Here is a 20,513-nt window from a genome sequence, read left to right as displayed (position 1 = left end):
GACCGTGGTTCGGGCGGGCTAGTTCTTGGTGATCATCGAGCGGAGGAAGAAGAGCAGGTTGGCCGGCTTCTCCGCGAGACGGCGCATGAAGTAGCCGTACCAGTCGGTGCCATAGGCCGTGTAGACCCGCATTCGATGACCCTCGGAGGCGAGGCGGAGGTGCTCCTCGCTGCGGATGCCGTAGAGCATCTGGAACTCGTACTCGTCCAGCTTGCGCCCGGCCTGGCGGCCGAGCTCCTGCGCGATGGCGATCAGGCGCGGGTCGTGGGACCCGATCATCGGGTAGCCGTCGCCCTCCATGAGGATCTTCATGATCCGGACGTAGGCCTTGTCGATCTCGCCCTTGTCCTGGTAGGCGACCTCGGCGGGCTCCTTGTAGGCGCCCTTCACGATCCGGACGCGGCTGCCGGCGGCGGCCAGGCGGCGGGCGTCGGCCTCGGTGCGGAAGAGGTAGGCCTGGATCACGCAGCCGGTCTGCGGGAAGTCCCGGCGCAGCTCCTCGTGGATGGCGAACATCGAGTCGAGGGTGGTGTGGTCCTCGGCGTCCAGCGTCACGGTGGTGCCGATGGCGGCGGCGGCCTCGACGACGGGGCGGACGTTGGCGAGGGCCAGCTCGTGGCCGCCCTCCAGGGCCTGGCCGAACATCGAGAGCTTGACCGACATCTCGACGGTCTCGCCCAGCTCCAGCTCCTTGAGGCGCTGGATGAGCTCCAGGTAGGCGTCGCGGGCCGCGTAGGACTGCTCGACGGCGGTGATGTCCTCGCCGACGACGTCGAGGGTGACCTCCAGGCCCTTGCGCGTCAGCTCCTCGACGATCGGAATGACCTGGTCGACCGTCTCACCGGGGATGAACCGGTTGACCACCGGCTTGGTCACAGGGGCGGCAGAGACGATTCGGCGCATCTTGTCGCTGCGCGAAGCGGCGAGGATCGCGGGACCCAGCACGGGGCACCTCCAACGGGTGGCAGGAGCGGACGAACGGACGCCGCGGGGTGGGCTGCGGCCGTAAGGAAAACGCAAGTAAAACCACCGTGAAACCTAAGGATCTCCACGATCCTCTGCCATCGACAGCTGTCACGCATCCGTGTCCCCGATCTCATACATCTGTCTGAAGGCCCCGCCGCGGGGTGGGAGAATGTCCGGGTGAAGGGCGATTACCAGGACCTGGTGGACGAGATCTCGGCGCTCCTCGGCGCCCCGGCGACGCTGGAGAACCGGGACTTCCGTCTGATCGCCTTCGGCGCGCACGACAGCGAGGACGACCTCGTGATGGACCCGGTGCGCACCCGGTCGATCCTGACCCGCCAGTCGACGGCGGACGTCCGGTCCTGGTTCGAGGGCTTCGGCATCGCCCGCGCCACCGGCCCGGTACGGATCCCGGCGGCCCCGGACGCGGGGGTCTTCCGGGGGCGGATCTGCCTGCCCGTGCGGTACCGGGGCATCGTGCAGGGCTACGTGTGGCTCCTCGACCAGGATCCGGGCCCGGGTCCGGCGGCCCTGGAGGCCGCCATGGACGTGGCCCAGCGCATCGGGGTGCTGCTCGCCGAGGAGGCCAAGGCGGGCGCCGACCTCTCCCGGGAGTTCCTGGCCGTGCTCACCGCCGGCCGGGGCTGGCAGCAGGACATGGCGGTGGCCGCGCTGCGGGTGGCCCTGGGGCCGGGGGCGGAGGGGCTGCACGCCGCCGTGTGCGTGGCTCCGTGGCCCGGGGAGGCTCCGGGGTCGGTGCCGGGGGCGGCGGCGGTGTGCGTGGTTCCGGCCGGGGTCCCCGACCCCGACCGGGCGGGGAGCGGCCCCGGGCCCGGTGCCGGGCGGGGCCCGGGCGCGCTCGCGGTACTGGTCCGGCTGCGGTCCGGGGACGCGCTGGCTCCGGCCCTGGCGGCGGTGGGGCGGCTGCTGCCGCGCGCGCCGGCTCCGGGGTCGCCCGGCGCCCGGGGTCCCGCCGGGGCGGGCCACGCCGTCACCGCCGGGCTCTCCGACCCGGTCCGGGCCCTCTCGGAGCTGCCCGCCGCCTGGGCGCAGGCCACCGCCGCCGCGCGGGCGGCCGCCGGGCAGCCGGAGCTCGGGCCGGTGGCCCAGTGGGGCGGGATCGGGCCGTACCGGATGCTGGCCGCGCTGGGCGGGGGGCCGGCGGACGACCCGGCGACGCGGGCCCTGCTGGGTCCCGCCCACCGGGAACTGGCCCGTACGGCCGAGGTGTTCCTCGACTGCGCGGGGCAGGCGGGCCGCGCGGCGGCGGAGCTGGGCATCCACCGCCAGACCCTGTACTACCGGCTGGGGCGGGTGGAACAGCTGACGGGGCTCGACCTGGACGCGGGCGAGGACCGGCTGCTGCTGCACATGGCGCTCAAGGCCGCGCGCCTGCGGGCCTGAGCGCCGTTCCAGCGGGGGTTCGGCGGCGGTGGACCACCGCGCTGCCGACGGCCTTGTCGTGGATGCCGAGGGCGTCGGGGCTGAGCGCCATGGAGGACGCGTTCGCCACGCTCAGCACGGGGATGCCGGTGACCACCAGGTTCGTGAGGTGGCGGACCACGGCCCGGCCGTAGGGGAGGCGCCCTCCCCCGCGGGCCACGACCTCCAGGCCCATCACCCTCTTGCCCGGCGTCGCCCCCCGGCGCGAGACGCACAGCGGCGAGTACAGCAGCAGGAAGGCCGCCGTCCAGGCGGCCGCCGCGGCCTGCCAGGCGGTACGGGCCTCCGCGTCGGGGACGGCGAGCGCGCCGAGCACCCGGTCGAACCCGAGGAGCGGTACCACCACCGCCACGATGCCGATGGCCAGGTCCACCGCCGTGGCGGCGCCGCGCCGGACGATCCCGGCCGGGGAGCCGGGCAGCGGCCGGGCGTCCGGGGCGCGGCCCACGGGCGGCAGGGGGGCGAGGTCGCCCCCGCCGGACAGGAATCCCGTACCCATCGCGCGCCTACTCCCCCGCCGGGCCGGCGGCTCCGGCCCGTGCGGCCGCCGTCAGCCCCTCCGCGATCCGGCGGAGCCCTTCGGTGAACTCCTCGGCGGAGGCGGCGGTGCCGGGGTCGAGCAGCCACTGGATCATCAGGCCGTTGAGCAGTGCCTGGCAGACGGAGCCGAGGGTCCGCTCGTCGCGTTCGGTGAGCTCCTCCTCCGGGGTGCCGGTGAGGAGCGAGATCAGGCCCCGGCGGCCCTCGGCCTGGGAGGCGGCGAGCATCCCGCGCAGCTTCGGCAGCCGTTCGCCGCTGAGCGCGACCTCCATGCTGGCCGCCCAGACGGGGGCCGAGGTGTCGTGCTGGGCGAGGACCCCTTCCCACATGGCGCGCAGGCGCTCCAGGGAGCCGTCCTCACCGGGCATGCCGTCCTGGAAGGCCGTTTCGCCCCACTGCTGCATCAGGGCGATGAACGCCTGGGTGAGCAGGGCGTCCTTGGAGCCGTAGTGGTAGCCGATGGAGGCCAGGTTCGTGCCGGAGGCGCCGACGATGTCGCGCGCGGTGGTGCGTACGAACCCCTTCTCGACCAGGCACTTCTTGGCGCCTTCGAGCAGATCCTCTTTGTGTCCCATGGCCGTCACCGTAACAAGGCGGCCGTCCTGGGCGAAGGTCCCGGCCGCATGCTTTATACATCCGTCATATACGGGCGTTCACGGTGCTCGCCCGCGCCTCGGACGGGGGGGCGGGGGGCACGCGGAAGGGCCCGGGGCTGACGCCCCGGGCCCTTCCGGCGGTGTGCGGCGGTCAGACCAGGTTGACCGTACGGGCCGAGGCGGCGCCGATCTCCGCCGAGATGGCCGCGAGGACGTCCACCGGGACCTCCGCGTCGACGGTGAGGACGACGAGGGCCTCGCCGCCCTCCTCGGCGCGGGCGACCTGCATGCCCGCGATGTTCAGGCCGGCCTCGCCGAGCAGCTGGCCGACCTTGCCGACCACGCCCGGGCGGTCGGTGTAGCGCAGCACGATCATGTGGTCGGCCAGGGCCAGGTCCACGTCGTACTCGCCCACGCCCACGATCTTCTGAAGGTGCTTCGGGCCCGCCAGGGTGCCGGAGACCGACACCTCCTGACCGTCCGACAGGGTGCCGCGGACGGTCACCACGTTGCGGTGGTCCGGGGACTCCGAGCTGGTGGTCAGGCGGACCTCGACGCCGCGCTCCTGCGCGAACAGCGGGGCGTTGACGTAGGAGACCGTCTCGTCGACGACGTCCTCGAACACGCCCTTGAGGGCGGAGAGCTCCAGCACCTTGACGTCGTGCTGGGTGATCTCGCCGCAGACCTCCACGTCGAGGCGGACCGCGACCTCGCCCGCGAGGGCGGTGAAGATGCGGCCGAGCTTCTCGGCGAGCGGCAGACCGGGGCGCACGTCCTCGGCGATGACACCGCCCTGGACGTTGACCGCGTCCGGCACGAGCTCGCCGGCGAGCGCGAGGCGCACCGACTTGGCGACCGCGATGCCGGCCTTCTCCTGGGCCTCGTCCGTGGACGCGCCGAGGTGCGGGGTGCAGACGACCTGGTCGAGCTCGAAGAGCGGGGAGTCCGTGCAGGGCTCCTTCGCGTACACGTCGAGGCCGGCGCCGGCGACGCGGCCCTCCTTGATGGCCGAGTACAGCGCGGCCTCGTCGACGATCCCGCCGCGCGCGGCGTTGACGATGCGGACGGACGGCTTGACCTTGTGCAGGGCCTCGTCCCCGATGAGACCGACGGTCTCGGGGGTCTTGGGCAGGTGCACGGTGATGAAGTCGGCGACCTCCAGCAGCTCGTCCAGCGTCAGCATCTTGACGCCCATCTGGGCGGCGCGCGCGGGCTGTACGTAGGGGTCGTACGCGACGACCTTCATGCCGAAGGCCGACATGCGCTGGGCGACCAGGACGCCGATGCGGCCGAGGCCGACGACGCCCAGGGTCTTCTCGCTGAGCTCGACGCCCGTGTACTTGTTGCGCTTCCACTCGCCGTTCTTCAGCGCGGTGTTGGCCTGCGCGATGTTGCGGGCGGTGGCGACGAGGAGGCCGCAGGCCAGCTCGGCGGCGGTGACGATGTTGGAGGTCGGGGCGTTCACGACCATCACGCCGGCCTTGGTGGCGGCGGAGACGTCGACGTTGTCGAGACCGACACCGGCGCGGGCGACGACCTTCAGCTTCTTGGCGGCGGCGATGGCCTCGGCGTCCACCTTCGTGGCGGAGCGGACGAGGATCGCGTCGACCTCGGCGATCGCGGGGAGCAGCTCGGCGCGGTCGGCGCCGTTGACGTGCCGGATCTCGAAGTCCGGACCGAGCGCGTCCACCGTGGCGGGCGACAGCTCTTCGGCGATGAGTACGACAGGTTTCGAGCTCACGTGGGTCCTCACAAGTCCAGTGCGGACGGCCGTCCCGACGGCCGCAGGCGGTGGAGGGGGTAGCCGCGTGGAAGACGCACGACACTGTGGGCCTGACGCGTTGTGTTGAGCAGTGTAGTGGCGGATCGGGTGCGGATTTCCGCCTGTACGGAAGGATCACCCGTCCGGGATTGGCCGGGGTGGACAATCCGTCCTGTCCCAGGGCTACATTCCGGCGGTCTCCGGCCGGAGCCGGAGCGGAGGCGCATGTGCGGCGGGGCCGGGACGCACCGTCCCGGCCCCGCCGTTCACGAGATCAGCTCTCGTCGCTGTCGACCCAGCTCATCAGCTTGCGCAGCTTCTTGCCGGTGGTCTCCAGCAGGTGCTCGGAGTCCGCCTTCTTGTACTCGTTGTACTTCGGCAGGCCGGCCTTGTACTCGGCCATCCACTCCTCGGCGAACTTGCCGCTCTGGATCTCCTCGAGGACCTTCTTCATCTCGGCCTTGGTGGCGTCGGTGATGACGCGCGGACCGGTGATGTAGTCGCCCCACTCGGCGGTCTCGGAGACCGACCAGCGCATCTTCTCCAGGCCGCCCTCGTACATGAGGTCGACGATGAGCTTCAGCTCGTGCAGGCACTCGAAGTAGGCGATCTCCGGCTGGTAGCCGGCCTCGGTCAGGGTCTCGAAACCGGCCTTGACCAGAGCGGAGGCGCCACCGCAGAGGACGGCCTGCTCACCGAACAGGTCGGTCTCGGTCTCCTCGGTGAAGGTGGTCTTGATGACGCCGGCGCGGGTGCCGCCGATGCCGGCCGCGTAGGAGAGCGCCAGGGCGAAGGCGTTGCCCGAGAAGTCCTGCTCGACGGCGGCGATGCACGGAACGCCGCGGCCCTCCTCGTACTGGCGGCGGACCAGGTGGCCCGGGCCCTTCGGGGCGACCAGGGCGACGTCCACGTTGGCCGGGGGCTTGATGAAGCCGTAGCGGACGTTGAAGCCGTGGCCGAAGAAGAGCGCGTCGCCCTCCTGGAGGTGGTCCTTGATGGACGCCTCGTAGATCTCGGCCTGGAGCGGGTCCGGGGTCAGGATCATGATGACGTTGGCCCACTCGGCGGCCTCCGCCACGGAGACGACCTTCAGGCCCTGGTCCTCGGCCTTGGCCTTGGAGCTGGAGCCCTCCTTGAGGCCGACGACGACGTCGACGCCGGAGTCACGGAGCGACAGCGCGTGGGCGTGGCCCTGGCTGCCGTAACCGATGACCGCGACCTTGCGGCCCTGGATGATGGACAGGTCGGCGTCGTTCTCGTAGAACAGCTCGGCCACTGGGATATCTCCTTGGTGCGCTGGTGTTGCTCCCACCGTACGGCGGGGAACGGAATAAGAGTTTCTCGGTCTCGCTATGCGGGCCGGCGTGTCAGCCGCCGCGTCCTGAACCGGATGTCGCGGAGGTCAGGCGCTGCGTTCGAGCGAACGCAGGCTGCGGTCCGTGATGGACCGTCCGCCACGCCCTATGGCGATGGTGCCCGACTGGACCAGTTCCTTGATGCCGAAGGGCTCCAGCATCTTGAGCATGGCGCCGAGCTTGTCGGCGCCGCCGGTGGCCTCGATGGTGACGGCCTCCGGGGAGACGTCGACGGTCTTGGCGCGGAACAGCTGGACGATCTCGACGATCTGCGAGCGGGTCTCGTTGTCGGCGCGGACCTTCACCAGGACGAGTTCGCGCTCGATGGCGTTCGACGGCTCCAGCTCGACGATCTTGAGCACGTTGACCAGCTTGTTGAGCTGCTTGGTCACCTGCTCCAGCGGGAGGTCCTCGACGTTCACCACGATGGTGATGCGGGAGATGTCGGGGTGCTCGGTGACGCCGACCGCGAGGGAGTCGATGTTGAACCCGCGGCGGGAGAACAGCGCGGCGATCCGGGCGAGGATGCCGGGCGTGTTCTCGACCAGGACGGAGAGCGTGTGCTTGGACATGTGAGTCGTTCTCTCTCTCAGGCTCTCTCGGCTCAGTCGTCTTCGTTGTCGCCGAAGTCGGGACGGACGCCCCGGGCTGCCATGACCTCGTCGTTGGAGGTGCCGGCGGCGACCATCGGCCACACCATGGCGTCCTCGTGGACGATGAAGTCGACCACGACCGGACGGTCGTTGATCGCGTTGGCCTCGGCGATGACCTTGTCCAGGTCGGCCGGGTCCTCGCAGCGCAGGGCGACGCAGCCCATGGCCTCGGACAGCTTGACGAAGTCCGGGACGCGGGTGCCCATGCGGGGCGAGGAGGACTCGCCGAGCTGGGAGCCCACGGTGTCGTGGCCCGTCTCGCCCGCGTGCAGGACCGTGTTCGAGTACCGCTGGTTGTAGAACAGGGTCTGCCACTGGCGGACCATGCCCAGCGCGCCGTTGTTGATGATCGCGATCTTGATCGGGATGTTGTTCAGCGCGCAGGTGGCCAGTTCCTGATTGGTCATCTGGAAGCAGCCGTCGCCGTCGATCGCCCAGACCGTGCGGTCCGGCATGCCGACCTTGGCCCCCATCGCGGCGGGGACCGCGTAGCCCATGGTTCCGGCGCCGCCGGAGTTCAGCCAGGTGCGGGGCTCCTCGTAGTTGACGAAGTGCGAGGCCCACATCTGGTGCTGGCCGACGCCGGCCGCGTAGATGGTGCCCTTCGGCGCCAGCTGACCGATCCGCTCGATGACCTGCTGCGGCGAGAGGCTGCCGTCCTCGGGCAGGTCGTAGCCCAGCGGGTAGGTCTCGCGCCAGCGGTTGAGGTCCTTCCACCAGGCGGTGTAGTCGCCGGTGTTGCCCTCGCCGGCCTCGGCCTGGACGGCCTGGATCAGGTCGGCGATGACCTCGCGGGCGTCACCGACGATCGGGACGTCGACGGCGCGGTTCTTGCCGATCTCGGCCGGGTCGATGTCCGCGTGGATGACCTTGGCGAAGGGGGCGAAGCTGTCCAGCTTGCCGGTGACGCGGTCGTCGAAGCGGGTGCCGAGCGCGATCAGCAGGTCCGACTTCTGGAGCGCGGTCACGGCGGTGACGGAACCGTGCATGCCGGGCATGCCGACATTCTGCGGGTGGCTGTCGGGGATGGAGCCCAGGGCCATCAGGGTGGTGACGACCGGGACGCCGGTGAGCTCGGCGAGGACCTTCAGCTCGGCGGTGGCGCCGGCCTTCATGACTCCGCCGCCGACGTAGAGGACCGGCCGCTTGGCGGCGGCGATCATCTTCGCGGCCTCGCGGATCTGCTTGGCGTGCGGCTTGGTGACCGGCCGGTAGCCGGGGAGGTCCTGGCTGGGCGGCCACGAGAAGGTGGTCTTCGCCTGCAGGGCGTCCTTGGCGATGTCGACCAGGACCGGGCCGGGACGGCCGGTGGAGGCGATGTGGAAGGCCTCGGCGATGGTCTTGGCGATGTCCTCGGCCCTGGTCACCAGGAAGTTGTGCTTGGTGATCGGCATCGTGATGCCGACGATGTCCGCCTCCTGGAAGGCGTCGGTGCCGATCGCCTTGGAGGAGACCTGGCCCGTGATCGCGACGAGCGGGACGGAGTCCATGTGCGCGTCGGCGATCGGGGTGACCAGGTTGGTGGCGCCCGGGCCGGAAGTGGCCATGCACACGCCGACCTTGCCGGTGGCCTGGGCGTAGCCGGTGGCGGCGTGGCCGGCTCCCTGCTCGTGGCGGACCAGGATGTGACGGACCTTCTTGCTGTCCATCATCGGGTCGTACGCCGGGAGGATGCAGCCGCCCGGGATACCGAAGACGGTGTCGCACCCCACCTCTTCGAGAGAGCGGATGAGGGACTGGGCGCCCGTGACGTGCTCAACTGCGGCGGACTGCTGTCCGCCCGTACGGGGCCGCGGCTGCGGATGGTGGGCCCCGGAGGCCTGCTCGGTCATCGGCATTCTCTTCTCGAAGCTGAGGGTTTTACGAGGAGCGGGGGTGCTCCGGATCCGGTCCGGATGCGTGTGCCAGTGCAACAAAAAACCCCTCGTGCCGGGTGGCAAGCGAGGGGAGCGCGTCGGTGGTGTCGAGCGGGGACATGCAGGCCCCAGCTTCAGCCGACGCGCTTTCCAAGTACGAGAATTCGGGTGCGCATGGCATTGACCCTCCCTCCGGCGGGAGGTGGATGTCAAGCGGGTGGGACGGGCGTCTCATTATTTGAGCCTCTATGGATGACCATCGAGCCACCGGACGAGCCACCGGCCAAGGCCGGCTGGGCCGTACCGCCCGGTACTGGGAACGTACCTCTCACGAGCGCCCGCCGCAGCCTGTATTCGTCGAGCGGTCCGGAGAAGGCCGCTCCCTGGCCGTGGGTGCACCCCATCGCCCGCAGTGCGAGCACCTGCTCGGGGAGGTCCACGCCGTCGGCCACGGACTGCATGCCCAGGTCGTTTGCGATCCGCAACAATCCGGCCGTGATCTTGTGCAGCCTGGCCGATTCGACCACGCCTTCGACCAGACCCCGGTCCAGCTTCAGCAGGTCCACCGGGAGCCGGCGCAGGGCGCTGATGGCCGCGTAGCCGCTGCCGAAGCCGTCCAGGGCGATCCGTACACCGAGCCGGTGCAGGGCCGTCAGACGGCGCTCCAGCTCGTCGAAGGGCACTCTGGGGTCGGAGGCGGCCAGTTCCAGGACCAGGGCCCCGGAGGGCAGGCCGTGCCGGGTCAGGAGGGCCTCCACGCTGCCCCCGGGCACCGAGCGGTCCAGCAGCCGCTGGGCGGTCATCCGGACGGCCACTGGTACGTCGTGCCCGGCCCGGTGGCGCTCGGCGGCCCGCTCCACGGCCTCCTCCAGGAGCCAACGGCCCAGTTCGGCCGTACGGGAGCCGTCCGCCCCGGGCGGACCGCCCTCGCTGTGCTCGGCCACCCGGAGGAACTCGGCCGGGGTGAAGAGGATGCCCTGGGCGGAGCGCCAGCGGGCCTGGGCGGCGACGGCCGTGACCTCCCCGGTGGCCAGGGAGACCACGGGCTGGTGCAGCAGGGCGAACTCGCCCTCGTGCAGCGCGGTCCGCAGCCGTCCGGCCAGCTCGGCCTTGCGTACGACCTCGGCCTGCATCTGGGGGGCGTACAGCTCGACCCGGTCCTTGCCGCCGGCCTTGGCCCGGTACATCGCGAGATCCGCGTTGCGCATCAGGTCCGAAGGGGTGATGCCGGGGTCGGCGAAGGCGACGCCGATGCTCGCGGCCACCCGGACCTCGCTCCCGGCGATGCGGTACGGCTGGGAGAGGGTGGCGCGGAGCCGGTCGGCGATGTCGTGGACCTGGTACTCGCGGGCGCCGCGGTCCCGGCTGCCGTCGCCGAGGATCAGCGCGGCGAACTCGTCGCCGCCGAGCCGGGCGGCGGTGTCCCCGGCCCGTACGGCGTCCTGGAGCCGGCGGGCGGCCTCGACGAGCAGTTCGTCGCCGGCCTGGTGGCCGATGGTGTCGTTGACGGCCTTGAAGCCGTCGAGGTCGATGAAGAGCACGGCGGTGCTGTGGTCCCCGGCCCGGCGGCCGGTGAGGGCCTGGCGGACCCGGCGGGTGAACAGGGCCCGGTTGGGCAGGTCGGTCAGCGGGTCGTGCTCGGCGCTGTGCTGGAGCTGGGCCTGGAGGCGGACCCGCTCGGTGACGTCACGGCTGTTGAGGATGAGGCCGCCCTGGTGGCGGTTGACCGTGGACTCCACGTTCAGCCACTCGCCGCCGCCCGACTTGAACCGGCACTCGATGCGGGTGGTGGGCTCCTCGCCGGGCGGGGCGGCCAGGAAGCGGCGTACCTCGTGGACCACGCGGCCGAGGTCATCGGGGTGGATCAGGGAGGCGAGCTCGGTGCCGACCAGTTCCTCCGCCTCGCGTCCGTAGACCCCGGCGGCGGCGGGGCTGACGTAGCGCAGGGTCCCCGTGGGCGCGGCGATCATGATGACGTCGCTGGAGCCCTGGACCAGGGACCGGAAGTGGTTCTCCTTCTGGGCCAGTTCCTGGGTGAGCGCGATGTTGTCGAGGAGCATGATGCCCTGCCGGATGACGAGGGCGAGGACGACGGTGCAGCCGGTGAAGACGACCATCCGGTCCACCTTCCGGCCGTCCACGACGTTGTACAGGATGCCGAGGGTGCAGACGGCGGCCGCGAGGTACGGCGTGAGCGCGGGCAGGGAGCCGGTGATGGGGCGGCTGTGCGGGCGGTCGGGGCGCGGCGGACCGGAGCGCGGAACGGGTTCGGTCCGGCGGGCGCCCCAGGGGGCGTAGGCGAGCAGCAGGGAGCCCGCGAACCAGCCGGCGTCGAGGATCTCGCCCGACTTGTAACTGGTGTTGAGCAGCGGCGAGGTGAAGAGCGCGTCGCTCAGGACGGTCAGTGCGAGGGCCGCGATCGCCGTGTTGACCGCCGAGCGGTTGTTGGCCGAGCGCCGGAAGTGCAGCACCAGGACCGTGGAGACCAGCGCGATGTCGAGGAGCGGGTACGCGAGCATGAGCGCGGCGTGCAGGACGCTGCCCGGGGCGCCCGACTGGGCGGTGCGGGCGGCGCTGGCGAGGGCCAGGCTCCAGGACAGGGTCAGCAGGGAGCCGCCGATGAGCCAGGAGTCGAGGCCGAGGCAGACCCATCCGGCGCGGGTGACCGGTCGTTTGGCCAGGACGAGCAGGCCGACGATGGCGGCGGGGGCGAAGCAGAGGAAGGCGAAGTCGGCGAGCGAGGACTCGGGGACCTCCTCGTCGAGGACCACCTCGTACCAGCCCCAGACGGCGTTCCCCACGGCCCCCATCAGCGAAGAGAAGGCGAACATCAGCCAGGCGGGGCGTTCTCGCCGGCCGATCGCGCGGGCGTAGTGGTAGCAGGAGGCGGCGGCCAGTAATCCGGCGGCGCTGAGCCCGAAGTCGCCCATGATCTTGGCGAGTTCGCCCGAGCCCCAGCCGAGGGCGGCGCCGACGGCGTAGCCGCCGCAGACCACTGCGAGGAGGAGCTGCGCCGCGAGGCCCCGGCCGCCGCCCGTGACGGGCTGGCGGGTCAGGAGCGCCGCCCCCGGGGCGCTCACCGGTGCCCCTCGCCGGCTGGTTCCGGCGCAGTCCAGTCTCGGCAGCGTCGCCTCCGGCGGCCCTGCCGGAGCGGATCCTTCGTCCATTGGCCGTGCATCGCCCGTCGCCCCCCAAAGTGTCCGATCACTCCCCAGCGCCAGACGTACGTGGCGCAGCCCCTTGTTCCGGACGATACACCACTTTCGTCACTCAGCGACATAGCTCCTCTACGCTCAGTCACCAAGAGGGGGGTCGTGGCCACCGGTCGCGTGCGGGTGATCACCCTGCGTGAGCGGCCGGGCGGCTCCCCGCTGCCGGGGGCCGCCTCAGTCCTTGGTGAGCACGATGTTGTGGACCTCTTCACCGGCGGCGAAACGGGTGAGCTGCCGGGCCACGAGCCGCTTCGCCCTCGGCTCGAACGCGGAGCTGCTGCCGCCCACATGAGGGGTGATCAGGACGTTCGGGGCGTGCCAGAGGGGGTGGCCGGCCGGCAGCGGCTCCGGGTCCGTGACGTCGAGCGCGGCGCGCAGCCGGCCCTGCTCCAGCTCGGCCAGCAGGGCCCCGGTGTCGACGACCGGGCCGCGCGAGACGTTCACGAGCAGGGCGCCGTCCTTCATCCGGCCGAGGAAGGCGGCGTCCGCCAGCCCCCGGGTCGTCTCGGTCAGCGGGGTGGTGAGGACCACCACGTCCGCGTCCGGGAGCAGGGCGGGGAGGTCGGCGAGGGCGTGGACCGGACCGTGCGGGGCGGTGCGGGCGGAGCGGGCGACGCGGGTGATCCGCCCGCACTCGAAGGGGACGAGCCGGTCCTCGACGGCCGTGCCGATCGCCCCGTAGCCGACGATCAGGACGGACTTGTCGGCGAGGGCGTCGTAGAAGCCGCCGCGCCACTCCTCGCGGTCCTGGCCGCGCACCATGCCGGGGATCCCGCGCAGGGAGGCGAGCACGAGGGTGAGGGCGAGCTCGGCGGTGCTGGCCTCGTGGACGCCGCGGGCGTTGCACAGCCGTACGCCCGGGCGGAGGTCACCGAGGCCGGGCAGGACGTGGTCGATGCCGGCGGTGAGCGTCTGCACCACCCTCAGGGCGGGCATCGCCGCGAGCGGGCGCAGCGTCACCGCCTGGGACTTCATGTACGGGGTGACGTAGAAGACGCAGTCGGCCGGGTCGGCCGGAAAGGTGTCCTCGCCGTCCCACTGGCGGTAGCGGAAGGAGTCGGGGAGGCCGTCGATCTCTCCGGGCGGGAAGGGGAGCCAGACGTCCCCGGTCGTTGCAGTCATGATCGCGAGGCTATGCCAAGGGAACTGGATCAAGCCGTTAGTTTGAAGGCCGGACCGGGACCGGGCCGGGAGGGGGACGCAGGGGTGGAGCACAGGTCGATCGGGTCGGGACCGCTGACGGTGGGCGCCATAGGGCTCGGCTGCATGCCGATGAGCTGGGCCTACGCGCCTTCGCGGCGGCGGGGTGAGGAGTCGCTGCGCACCCTGCACACGGCGCTGGACCTGGGGGCGAACCTGCTGGACACGGCCGATCTGTACGGGCCGTTCACCAACGAGCTGGTGCTGGGGCGGGTGCTGCGGGAGCGGCGTTCCGAGGCCTTCGTGTCCGCCAAGGTGGGGCTGCGGGCGGGTGAGGGGCACGTGGTGGCCGACGGGCGGCCGGGGTACGTCCGGCGGGCGTGCGACGCCTCGCTGCGGCGGCTGCGGACCGACGTCATAGACCTGTACCAGTTGCACCGGGTGGATCCGGAGGTGCCGGTGGAGGAGACCTGGGGGGCCATGGCGGAGCTGGTCCAGGCCGGGAAGGTGCGGGCGCTGGGGTTCTGCGCGCTGGGCGCGGGGGCCGGGCCGGGCGCGGGGCGGCGCGGGGACCGGGGGTACCGCGCGACGCTCCGGCAGCTGGACCGGGTGCAGCAGGTGTTCCCGGTGACGGCGGTGCAGGCGGAGCTGTCGGTGTGGTCGCCGGAGGCGGCGTGGCAGCTGCTGCCGTGGTGTGCGGCGCGGGGGGTGGGGGTGCTGGCGGCGATGCCGCTGGGCAGCGGGTTCCTGACCGGGACGCTGACGCCGGGGGAGGGTTTCGAGGAGGCCGACGTGCGGGCGCGGCACCCGCGGTTCACGGCGCACGCGATGGCCTCCAACCAGGTGCTGGTGGCGGGGCTGCGGCGGGTGGCCGGGCGGCACGGGCCCGGGGTCACGGCGGCGCAGGTGGCGCTGGCGTGGGTGCTGGCGCAGGGGCCGCACGTGGTGCCGGTGCCGGGGGCGGAGCGGGCCCGGTGGGCGGCGGAGAACGCCCGGGCGGCGGAGGTGCGGCTGACGGCCGGGGAGCTGGCCGAGATAGCGGCGCTGCCGGCGGCGGTGGGAGCCTGGGACTAGAGCCCCCGTCCCGGGCTTCCCCCCGAGGTCCACTCGATCGGGTGTACGAGGGATGGAACTTCGGGACCGTCCGGGTCTGTTGGGTCTGGTGAAGGGCAGGACTGGAGGACACGGGACACGGACGCGGACGGTCGGCCGGCCGGTCGGCCGGCCGGTCGGTCGCTCGGAGGGGAGCGGGATCATGCGGTACGGACAGTTCCACAGGGGCGGGGCGCAGGCCTTCGAGGCGGCGCCGGGGTACGGGGGCGGGCGCGCGCGGCGCCCTGGGGTGCTGGCGGCGCTCGCACTGGCGGGGTGCGGAGCCCTGCTGGCGGCGGGCTGTTCCCCGTCGGCCGGCGGAGGGCCCGGGCCGGGCGGCTCCCCATCGGGCTCACCACCGGCGGGAGCGGCGTCCCCGGGGGCCTCGGGGCGGCCGGAGGAGTCGGGGCCGCCCGCGAAGGGGTCGGTGACGGTGACCGGCGAGGCGGCCAAGGGGCTGGAGTCCCCCTGGGGCGTGGCACCGCTGCCCGGCGGGGACCTGCTGGTCGCCTCCCGGGACAAGGGCACCATCAGCCGGGTGCGGGCGGACACGGGCGCGGTGACACAGATCGGCCGGGTCCCCGGGGTGGCCCCCGGCGGGGAGGGCGGGCTACTGGGTCTCGCGCTGTCCCCGTCCTTCGCCTCGGACCGGATGGTCTACGCGTACTTCACGACGGAGTCCGACAACCGCATCGCCCGGATGCGCTACGACGAGACGAGACCGGCCGGGCAGCAACTGGGGGCGCCCGACACGGTGTTCCGGGGCATCCCCAAGGGGCTCATCCACAACGGCGGCCGGATCGCCTTCGGCCCGGACCGGATGCTGTACGCCGGGACGGGCGAGACCGGGGACACGGGGCTGGCCCAGGACAAGAAATCACTGGGCGGGAAGATCCTGCGGATGACACCGGACGGACAGCCGGTGCACGGCAATCCCGAGGCCGACTCGGTCGTCTACTCCTACGGCCACCGCAATGTGCAGGGGCTCGCCTGGGACAAGGACAAGCGGCTGTGGGCGGCAGAGTTCGGCCAGCGCGCCTGGGACGAGCTGAACCTCATCGAGCCGGGGGGCAACTACGGCTGGCCGGAGGCGGAGGGCAAGGCGGGCAAGGCGGGCTTCCGTGAACCGGTCGCCGTGTGGAAGACGGACGAGGCCTCGCCGAGCGGGATCGCCTGGGCGGAGGGCTCGATCTGGATGGCCGGGCTGAAGGGCGAGCGGCTGTGGAGGATCCCGCTGAAGGGCACCGCTCCGGCGGCGGAGCCGGAGGCCTTCCTCCAGGGGAAGTACGGCCGGCTGCGCACGGTGGTGCCGCTCGGCGGGGACGGACTGCTGCTGGTCACGAGCGAGACGGACGGGCGCGGCTCGCCGGAGGCGGGCGACGACAGGATCCTGAGACTGACGGTGCGGTGACCTGAGAGGCCCCGAGAGGGGCGGAAGGCTGGGAGGGCGCGGTGTTCAACATGATCGAGGAGCTGTTCAACCCGGGGCGCAGGCACACGGACGAGGAGAAGAAGCGCCTGGAGCTGTCCCGGACCGACGTCGGTGACGGCGACCCGGGGCGGGGGCCCATAGACCTCGACTCCGGCAAGGTGCTCATACGCCCCGCCGGGGACCCCGGGGAGACCGGGGAGACCGGGGAGACCGGAGCCCCCGGGGACCCCGGCGCCGGGGGCTCGGCCGGCGGGGCTTAGGGACGGCCCGCCCGGGCTGCGGGGGGCGCCCCGGCGGCCTGGGCGAGCGGGGCGGTGAAGAGGCGCAGCCGGTGGGCGAGGGCCGCGGCCTCGCCCCGGCCGGCGACCCCGAGCTTGGCCAGGATGTTCGAGACGTGCACGCTGGCCGTCTTCGGGGAGATGAAGAGTTCCTCCGCTATCTGCCGGTTGGTGCTGCCGGTGGCGACTAGGCGCAGGACGTCCCGCTCACGGCTGGTCAGGCCCAGGGCCTCCATGGGGTCGGAGTCCGGTGCCGGTGCGGCCGGGTGGGACTCCTCGGCGGTCAGCGGGAGCCGGGCGCGCTGTGCGAGCAGGGCCAGGTCCTCGCGGAGCCGTCGGGCGCCGAGCCGGTCGGCGGCGGCGTGGGCGTCGCGGAGCAGGTCGGCGGCCGTCTCGCGGTCCCCGCCGGAGACGAGCAGGGCTTCGGCGAGGCGGTGGCGGGCCCGGGCGAGGACGTACGGGCGCTGGAGGGGGCGTACGGCCGCTTCGACCTCGGTCCAGTCGGCGACGGTGTCGCGGGCCTGGGCGCGCAGCAGCTCGGCCTCCAGGTACCGGGCGTGCGCGAGCCAGACCGGGGCCGGGGTGGCCAGGGTGCGGGCGGCGGTGCGCAGGACGTCCAGGGCGGCGTCGCGGCCGGCGTCGGCCACCGGCAGGCCCCGGGCGTCGGCCTCGGCGGAGGCGGAGGCCAGCAGCAGGGGCCAGGCGTAGCGGTGGTGGCCGAGCGGGAAGCCGTGGGCGACGGCCTCGGCGGTCTCGGCGCGGACGTCGGCGATGCGGCCCTCCGCCTCGGCGACGCCGATGGCCAGCCGGTAGAGCGGGAGCCGGTGCTGGGGCTGGCTGTCGTGGGTGCCGAAGTGGGCGTGGGCGGCGGCGATCTGCTGGGCGGCTTCGGTGAGTTCGCCGCGGGCCAGGGCCAGGTAGGCCAGGCGCGCGGAGGCGGAGCCGCGCGGTGCGGCGCTCTGGCCGACGCGCAGGGTACGGCGGGCGGCTTCGGCGGCCTCGTCCCAGCGGCCCAGGCTGTACAGGCTCTCGGCCATGTTCCCGCAGACCCAGGCCTCGGTGTCCAGGAGCCGGGACCTGCTGACGAGTTCGACCCCTTGTTCGGCCAGTTCCACGGCTTCGCGGGACCGGCCCATGGATTCGAGTTGAGAGGTGATGTTGACATGTGCGCGGCCCGCTACCACGGTGAATCCGAGGTCGGTGGCGCGGTCCTTGACCGCGTGCAGTTCGGCGAGGCCGGTGGTGCCGTCGCCGGAGTCGATGAGCAGACAGCCGTAGGTGATCCGGGCGTTGAGCTCGGTCTCCTCGGCGCCGATCATCCGGGCGTACTCGACGGCCCGTTCGGCGGCGGCGAGGTTGCCGGGGCCCGGGTTGTGGAGCATGCCCCAGCCCGCGGCCCGGACGAGGACGTCGGCGTGCACCTGGGACGGGGGCAGCCCCTTGACCAGTTCCTGGGCGGTGGCGATCTCCTCCCAGCCGTCACCCCGGCCGAGGTTGGCGACGAGGCGGGAGCGCTCGGTCCAGAACCAGGCGGCGCGCAGGGGGTCGTCTCCGTCCTCCTCCAGGGTCCGCAGGGCCAGCTTGGTGAGTTTCAGGGCGCGTTCGCGTTCGCCGCCGAAGCGTGCGGCGACGGTGGCCTCGGCGAGCAGGTCGAGGCGCTGGAGCGGGGTGGTGGCCGGGTCGCAGCCGCAGGGCGGGTAGACCTCGGTGTAGTCGGCGGGGCGCAGTTCGGCGCGGACCTCGTCGGGGACGCTGTCCCACAGGTCCATGGCCCGTTCCAGCAGGCTGAGCTGCTCGGAGTAGGCGTGCCGGCGGCGGGCGGTGACGGAGGCGGCGAGGACGGCGGGCAGGGCCTTGGCGGGGTCGTTCGCGGCGTACCAGTAGTTGGCCAGCCGGATGACCCGCTCCTCGGCGCGGACCAGGGATCCGTCGGTCTCCATGGCCTCGGCGTAGCGGCGGTTGACGCGGGCGCGCTCGCCGGGCAGCAGGTCGTCGCTGACGGCCTCGCGGACCAGGGAGTGGCGGAAGCGGTAGCCGTCCCCGTCGGCGGAGGCGAGGAGGATGTTGGCCCCGACGGCGGCCCTGAGGGCCTCGATCAGTTCGTCCTCGCCGAGCTGGACGACGGCGCGCAGCAGGGCGTATTCGACGGTGGAACCGCCCTCGGCGACGATGCGCACCACGCGCTGGGCGGCGTCGGGCAGCACTTCGACGCGGACGAGCAGCAGGTCGCGCAGGGATTCGGTGAGGCCGGTGCGGCAGCCGCTCTCCCGGGAGGCGACGAGTTCCTCGACGAAGAAGGCGTTGCCGTCGGAGCGGTCGAAGACCGATTCGACGAAGCTCTCCTCGGGCCGCGAGGCGAGGATCCCGGCGAGCTGGCGGCGCACCTCGGCGCGGTTGAAGCGGGCCAGTTCGATGCGGTGGACGGTGCGGAGCCGGTCGAGTTCGGCGAGCAGCGGGCGCAGCGGGTGGCGGCGGTGGATGTCGTCGGCCCGGTAGGTGGCGACGAGGACGAGCCTGCCCCGGGCGAGGGTGCGGAAGAGGTAGGCGAGCAGGTGCCGGGTGGAGGTGTCCGCCCAGTGGAGGTCTTCCAGGACGAGGACGACGGTGCGGTCGGCGGCGAGCCGTTCGAGCATCCTGGCGGTGAGCTCGAAGAGCCGCGCGGTGCTCTCCTCGTCGTGGGGGCCCCGTGGGGTCTCGCCGAGTTCGGGGAGGATGCGGGCGAGTTCGTCCTCCTGTCCGGCCGCGGCCGCCGCCAGCTCGTCGGGGAGCAGGCGCAGGAGGGTGCGCAGGGCAGTCGAGAAGGGGGCGAAGGGAAGTCCCTCCGCCCCGATCTCCACGCAGCCTCCGACGGCCACCACGGCTCCGCGGCGGGCGGCCTCCGTGAGGAACTCCTCGGTCAGGCGGGTCTTGCCGACGCCGGCCTCTCCTCCGATGAGCAGGGCTTGCGGCTCCTGGTCCGCGGCGCACGCAAGGGCGTCCACGAGTGCGGCCAGTTCGTCGGCTCGGCCGACGAACACCGGGCTGACAGATCTGGTCTCCACGCCGCCGAGCATCGCACACGGGTCCGGCCCGGCGGCAGTCGTTATCGGTGTGCTCGTCATCTCGCGTCGGTCCACGTGGTCCGCGGCGCGGGTTACGCGGCGCGGGTGAACAGGCTCCGGTGTCCCCTCACCGTCCTCTCGGATTCCTGGCCGCGAGAGGAGGCGCGGGAGGCCTTCTTGGCCTCCTGGGCGATCCGGTACAGCTCGGCCTCGCGGATGAGGTCGGCGCGGCGGGCGGTGGCGATCTCGTACTCGAACATCTCGTTCTCCCTGGTCGCTCTTCTCGGGCACCTCGTTCGGTGTGATCCAAGATTCGCCTCCCAGAGGGGTGCGGCACATGGGGCTCATGCCGGATCTCCGCGGTGCCGGGGGCCTTAGGCCGGGGGCCGGGGACCCTGAGGCGGCCTGGGGCGGCCTAAGACCGGGCGGGAGATCCCGTAAGGCGGTGCCTACTCGGCTGCCGTGGGGAGGGGGAAGAGGAGGTCGAAGTACATGAGGCCGAAGAGCAGGACGCCGAGCAGGCCGAGGGCGACGGCGGCCCAGGAGACGGAGCGGACCCAGGCGGGGTGGACCCTGCCGGGGGCGCCGAAGGCGGGGCGGGCGAGGACGAAGGCGGCGAGGAGGAGGGCGAGGGTGGACAGGACGCCGTTGACGAGGGCGGTCATGTGCCAGGCGTCGGCGTACAGGGCGGCGATCTTCTCCTTGGCCGTGGTGGCGCTGACCGACTCGATCTGGCCGATGAGCGTCTGGCGCTCGGCGGCGACGCGGGAGACCCAGCTGCCGCTGAGGGCGACGAGGCCCAGGCCCGCGGCGACGACGGCGGAGGCGGCGGCACCGACGCCGGTGCTCTGCTCGGGGAGCTCCGCGCCGAGGTCCTCGTCGACGGCTCCGTCCTCGTCGGCGGCGTCCTCGTCGGCGGCGGCCGTGGCGGCCTCGGCCGTGTCGGCCGTCGTCTCGTCGCGGTCTGCGGCGGGGGCGGCTGCCGGGGTGGGAGCGGCGGCCGGGTTGTCCCCGGGGGTGTCCGCGTCCGCGTCGGGGGCGGCCGGGACGGGGGTCTTCGTGGTGTCCATGCCGGGCACCGTAGGCGGCGTTTCTGAGAGGTTCCTGAGAGGTCTCGGGAGGCTGCGCCGCCGGTGGGCCGCGGGCC

General features: G+C 72.6%; 16 protein-coding genes. 4 read left to right on the top strand and 12 right to left on the bottom strand.

What is annotated here, in order from left to right; all coding sequences use genetic code 11:
- Positions 1–18: 18 nt before the first annotated feature.
- Entirely contained in the window at positions 19–945 is a 927-nt protein-coding gene (locus tag AC069X_RS16375) for a proline dehydrogenase family protein (RefSeq protein ID WP_478729200.1), read from the bottom strand.
- A 198-nt stretch (positions 946–1,143) separates the two neighbouring features.
- Here AC069X_RS16375 and AC069X_RS16370 point away from each other — a divergent pair, with 198 nt between their 5' ends.
- The gene (locus tag AC069X_RS16370) at positions 1,144–2,370 is read left to right on the top strand and encodes a PucR family transcriptional regulator (protein ID WP_478729198.1); all 1,227 of its coding nucleotides are present in this window, start codon (positions 1,144–1,146) and stop codon (positions 2,368–2,370) included.
- Here the strand turns inward: AC069X_RS16370 and AC069X_RS16365 are convergent.
- The 8 genes from AC069X_RS16365 to AC069X_RS16330 all read right to left on the bottom strand — a co-directional run bounded on the left by AC069X_RS16365 (position 2,345) and on the right by AC069X_RS16330 (position 13,505).
- Positions 2,345–2,908, bottom strand: a complete 564-nt coding sequence (locus tag AC069X_RS16365) for an RDD family protein (protein ID WP_478729196.1) — start codon at positions 2,906–2,908, stop codon at positions 2,345–2,347. The genes AC069X_RS16370 and AC069X_RS16365 overlap by 26 nt on opposite strands.
- 7 nt (positions 2,909–2,915) lie before the next feature.
- Positions 2,916–3,524 (bottom strand): TetR/AcrR family transcriptional regulator, encoded by a 609-nt coding sequence (locus AC069X_RS16360; protein ID WP_478729194.1) that lies wholly within the window; start codon positions 3,522–3,524, stop codon positions 2,916–2,918.
- A 172-nt stretch (positions 3,525–3,696) separates the two neighbouring features.
- Positions 3,697–5,286, bottom strand: coding sequence for a phosphoglycerate dehydrogenase (gene serA / locus AC069X_RS16355; protein WP_478729192.1), 1,590 nt, complete (start codon positions 5,284–5,286; stop codon positions 3,697–3,699).
- A gap of 295 nt (positions 5,287–5,581) precedes the next feature.
- On the bottom strand, positions 5,582–6,583 hold the full coding sequence (gene ilvC / locus AC069X_RS16350; RefSeq protein WP_478729190.1) for a ketol-acid reductoisomerase: 1,002 nt from the start codon (positions 6,581–6,583) through the stop codon (positions 5,582–5,584).
- Positions 6,584–6,709: 126 nt separating this feature from the next.
- Complete coding sequence (ilvN, locus tag AC069X_RS16345) at positions 6,710–7,234, bottom strand: acetolactate synthase small subunit (RefSeq protein WP_007266740.1); 525 nt, start codon at positions 7,232–7,234, stop codon at positions 6,710–6,712.
- Between the two features lie 32 nt (positions 7,235–7,266).
- Positions 7,267–9,153 (bottom strand): acetolactate synthase large subunit, encoded by a 1,887-nt coding sequence (locus AC069X_RS16340; RefSeq protein WP_478729188.1) that lies wholly within the window; start codon positions 9,151–9,153, stop codon positions 7,267–7,269.
- 227 nt (positions 9,154–9,380) lie between these two features.
- A complete protein-coding gene (locus AC069X_RS16335; protein WP_478729186.1) occupies positions 9,381–12,251 on the bottom strand; it encodes a putative bifunctional diguanylate cyclase/phosphodiesterase in 2,871 nt (956 codons plus the stop codon).
- Between the two features lie 306 nt (positions 12,252–12,557).
- A complete protein-coding gene (locus tag AC069X_RS16330; protein WP_478729184.1) occupies positions 12,558–13,505 on the bottom strand; it encodes a 2-hydroxyacid dehydrogenase in 948 nt (315 codons plus the stop codon).
- An 84-nt stretch (positions 13,506–13,589) separates the two neighbouring features.
- Here AC069X_RS16330 and AC069X_RS16325 point away from each other — a divergent pair, with 84 nt between their 5' ends.
- From AC069X_RS16325 to AC069X_RS16315, 3 genes are all read left to right on the top strand, one after another.
- A complete protein-coding gene (locus AC069X_RS16325; RefSeq protein WP_478729182.1) occupies positions 13,590–14,597 on the top strand; it encodes an aldo/keto reductase in 1,008 nt (335 codons plus the stop codon).
- A 181-nt stretch (positions 14,598–14,778) separates the two neighbouring features.
- Positions 14,779–16,026 (top strand): PQQ-dependent sugar dehydrogenase, encoded by a 1,248-nt coding sequence (locus tag AC069X_RS16320; protein WP_478729180.1) that lies wholly within the window; start codon positions 14,779–14,781, stop codon positions 16,024–16,026.
- Between the two features lie 50 nt (positions 16,027–16,076).
- Positions 16,077–16,307: a DUF6191 domain-containing protein gene (locus AC069X_RS16315; RefSeq protein WP_478729272.1), complete on the top strand. Its 231-nt coding sequence runs from the start codon at positions 16,077–16,079 to the stop codon at positions 16,305–16,307.
- Here the strand turns inward: AC069X_RS16315 and AC069X_RS16310 are convergent.
- From AC069X_RS16310 to AC069X_RS16300, 3 genes are all read right to left on the bottom strand, one after another.
- The gene (locus tag AC069X_RS16310; protein ID WP_478729271.1) at positions 16,304–19,378 is read right to left on the bottom strand and encodes a helix-turn-helix transcriptional regulator; all 3,075 of its coding nucleotides are present in this window, start codon (positions 19,376–19,378) and stop codon (positions 16,304–16,306) included. The genes AC069X_RS16315 and AC069X_RS16310 overlap by 4 nt on opposite strands.
- A gap of 80 nt (positions 19,379–19,458) precedes the next feature.
- Positions 19,459–19,626, bottom strand: a complete 168-nt coding sequence (locus tag AC069X_RS16305; RefSeq protein ID WP_478729178.1) for a hypothetical protein — start codon at positions 19,624–19,626, stop codon at positions 19,459–19,461.
- Positions 19,627–19,815: 189 nt separating this feature from the next.
- The gene (locus tag AC069X_RS16300; protein WP_478729176.1) at positions 19,816–20,436 is read right to left on the bottom strand and encodes a hypothetical protein; all 621 of its coding nucleotides are present in this window, start codon (positions 20,434–20,436) and stop codon (positions 19,816–19,818) included.
- Positions 20,437–20,513 lie beyond the last annotated feature (77 nt).

The sequence above is a fragment of the Streptomyces sp. NPDC043896 genome (assembly GCF_056435605.1).
This window is presented reverse-complemented; position numbering and strand designations above follow the sequence as displayed.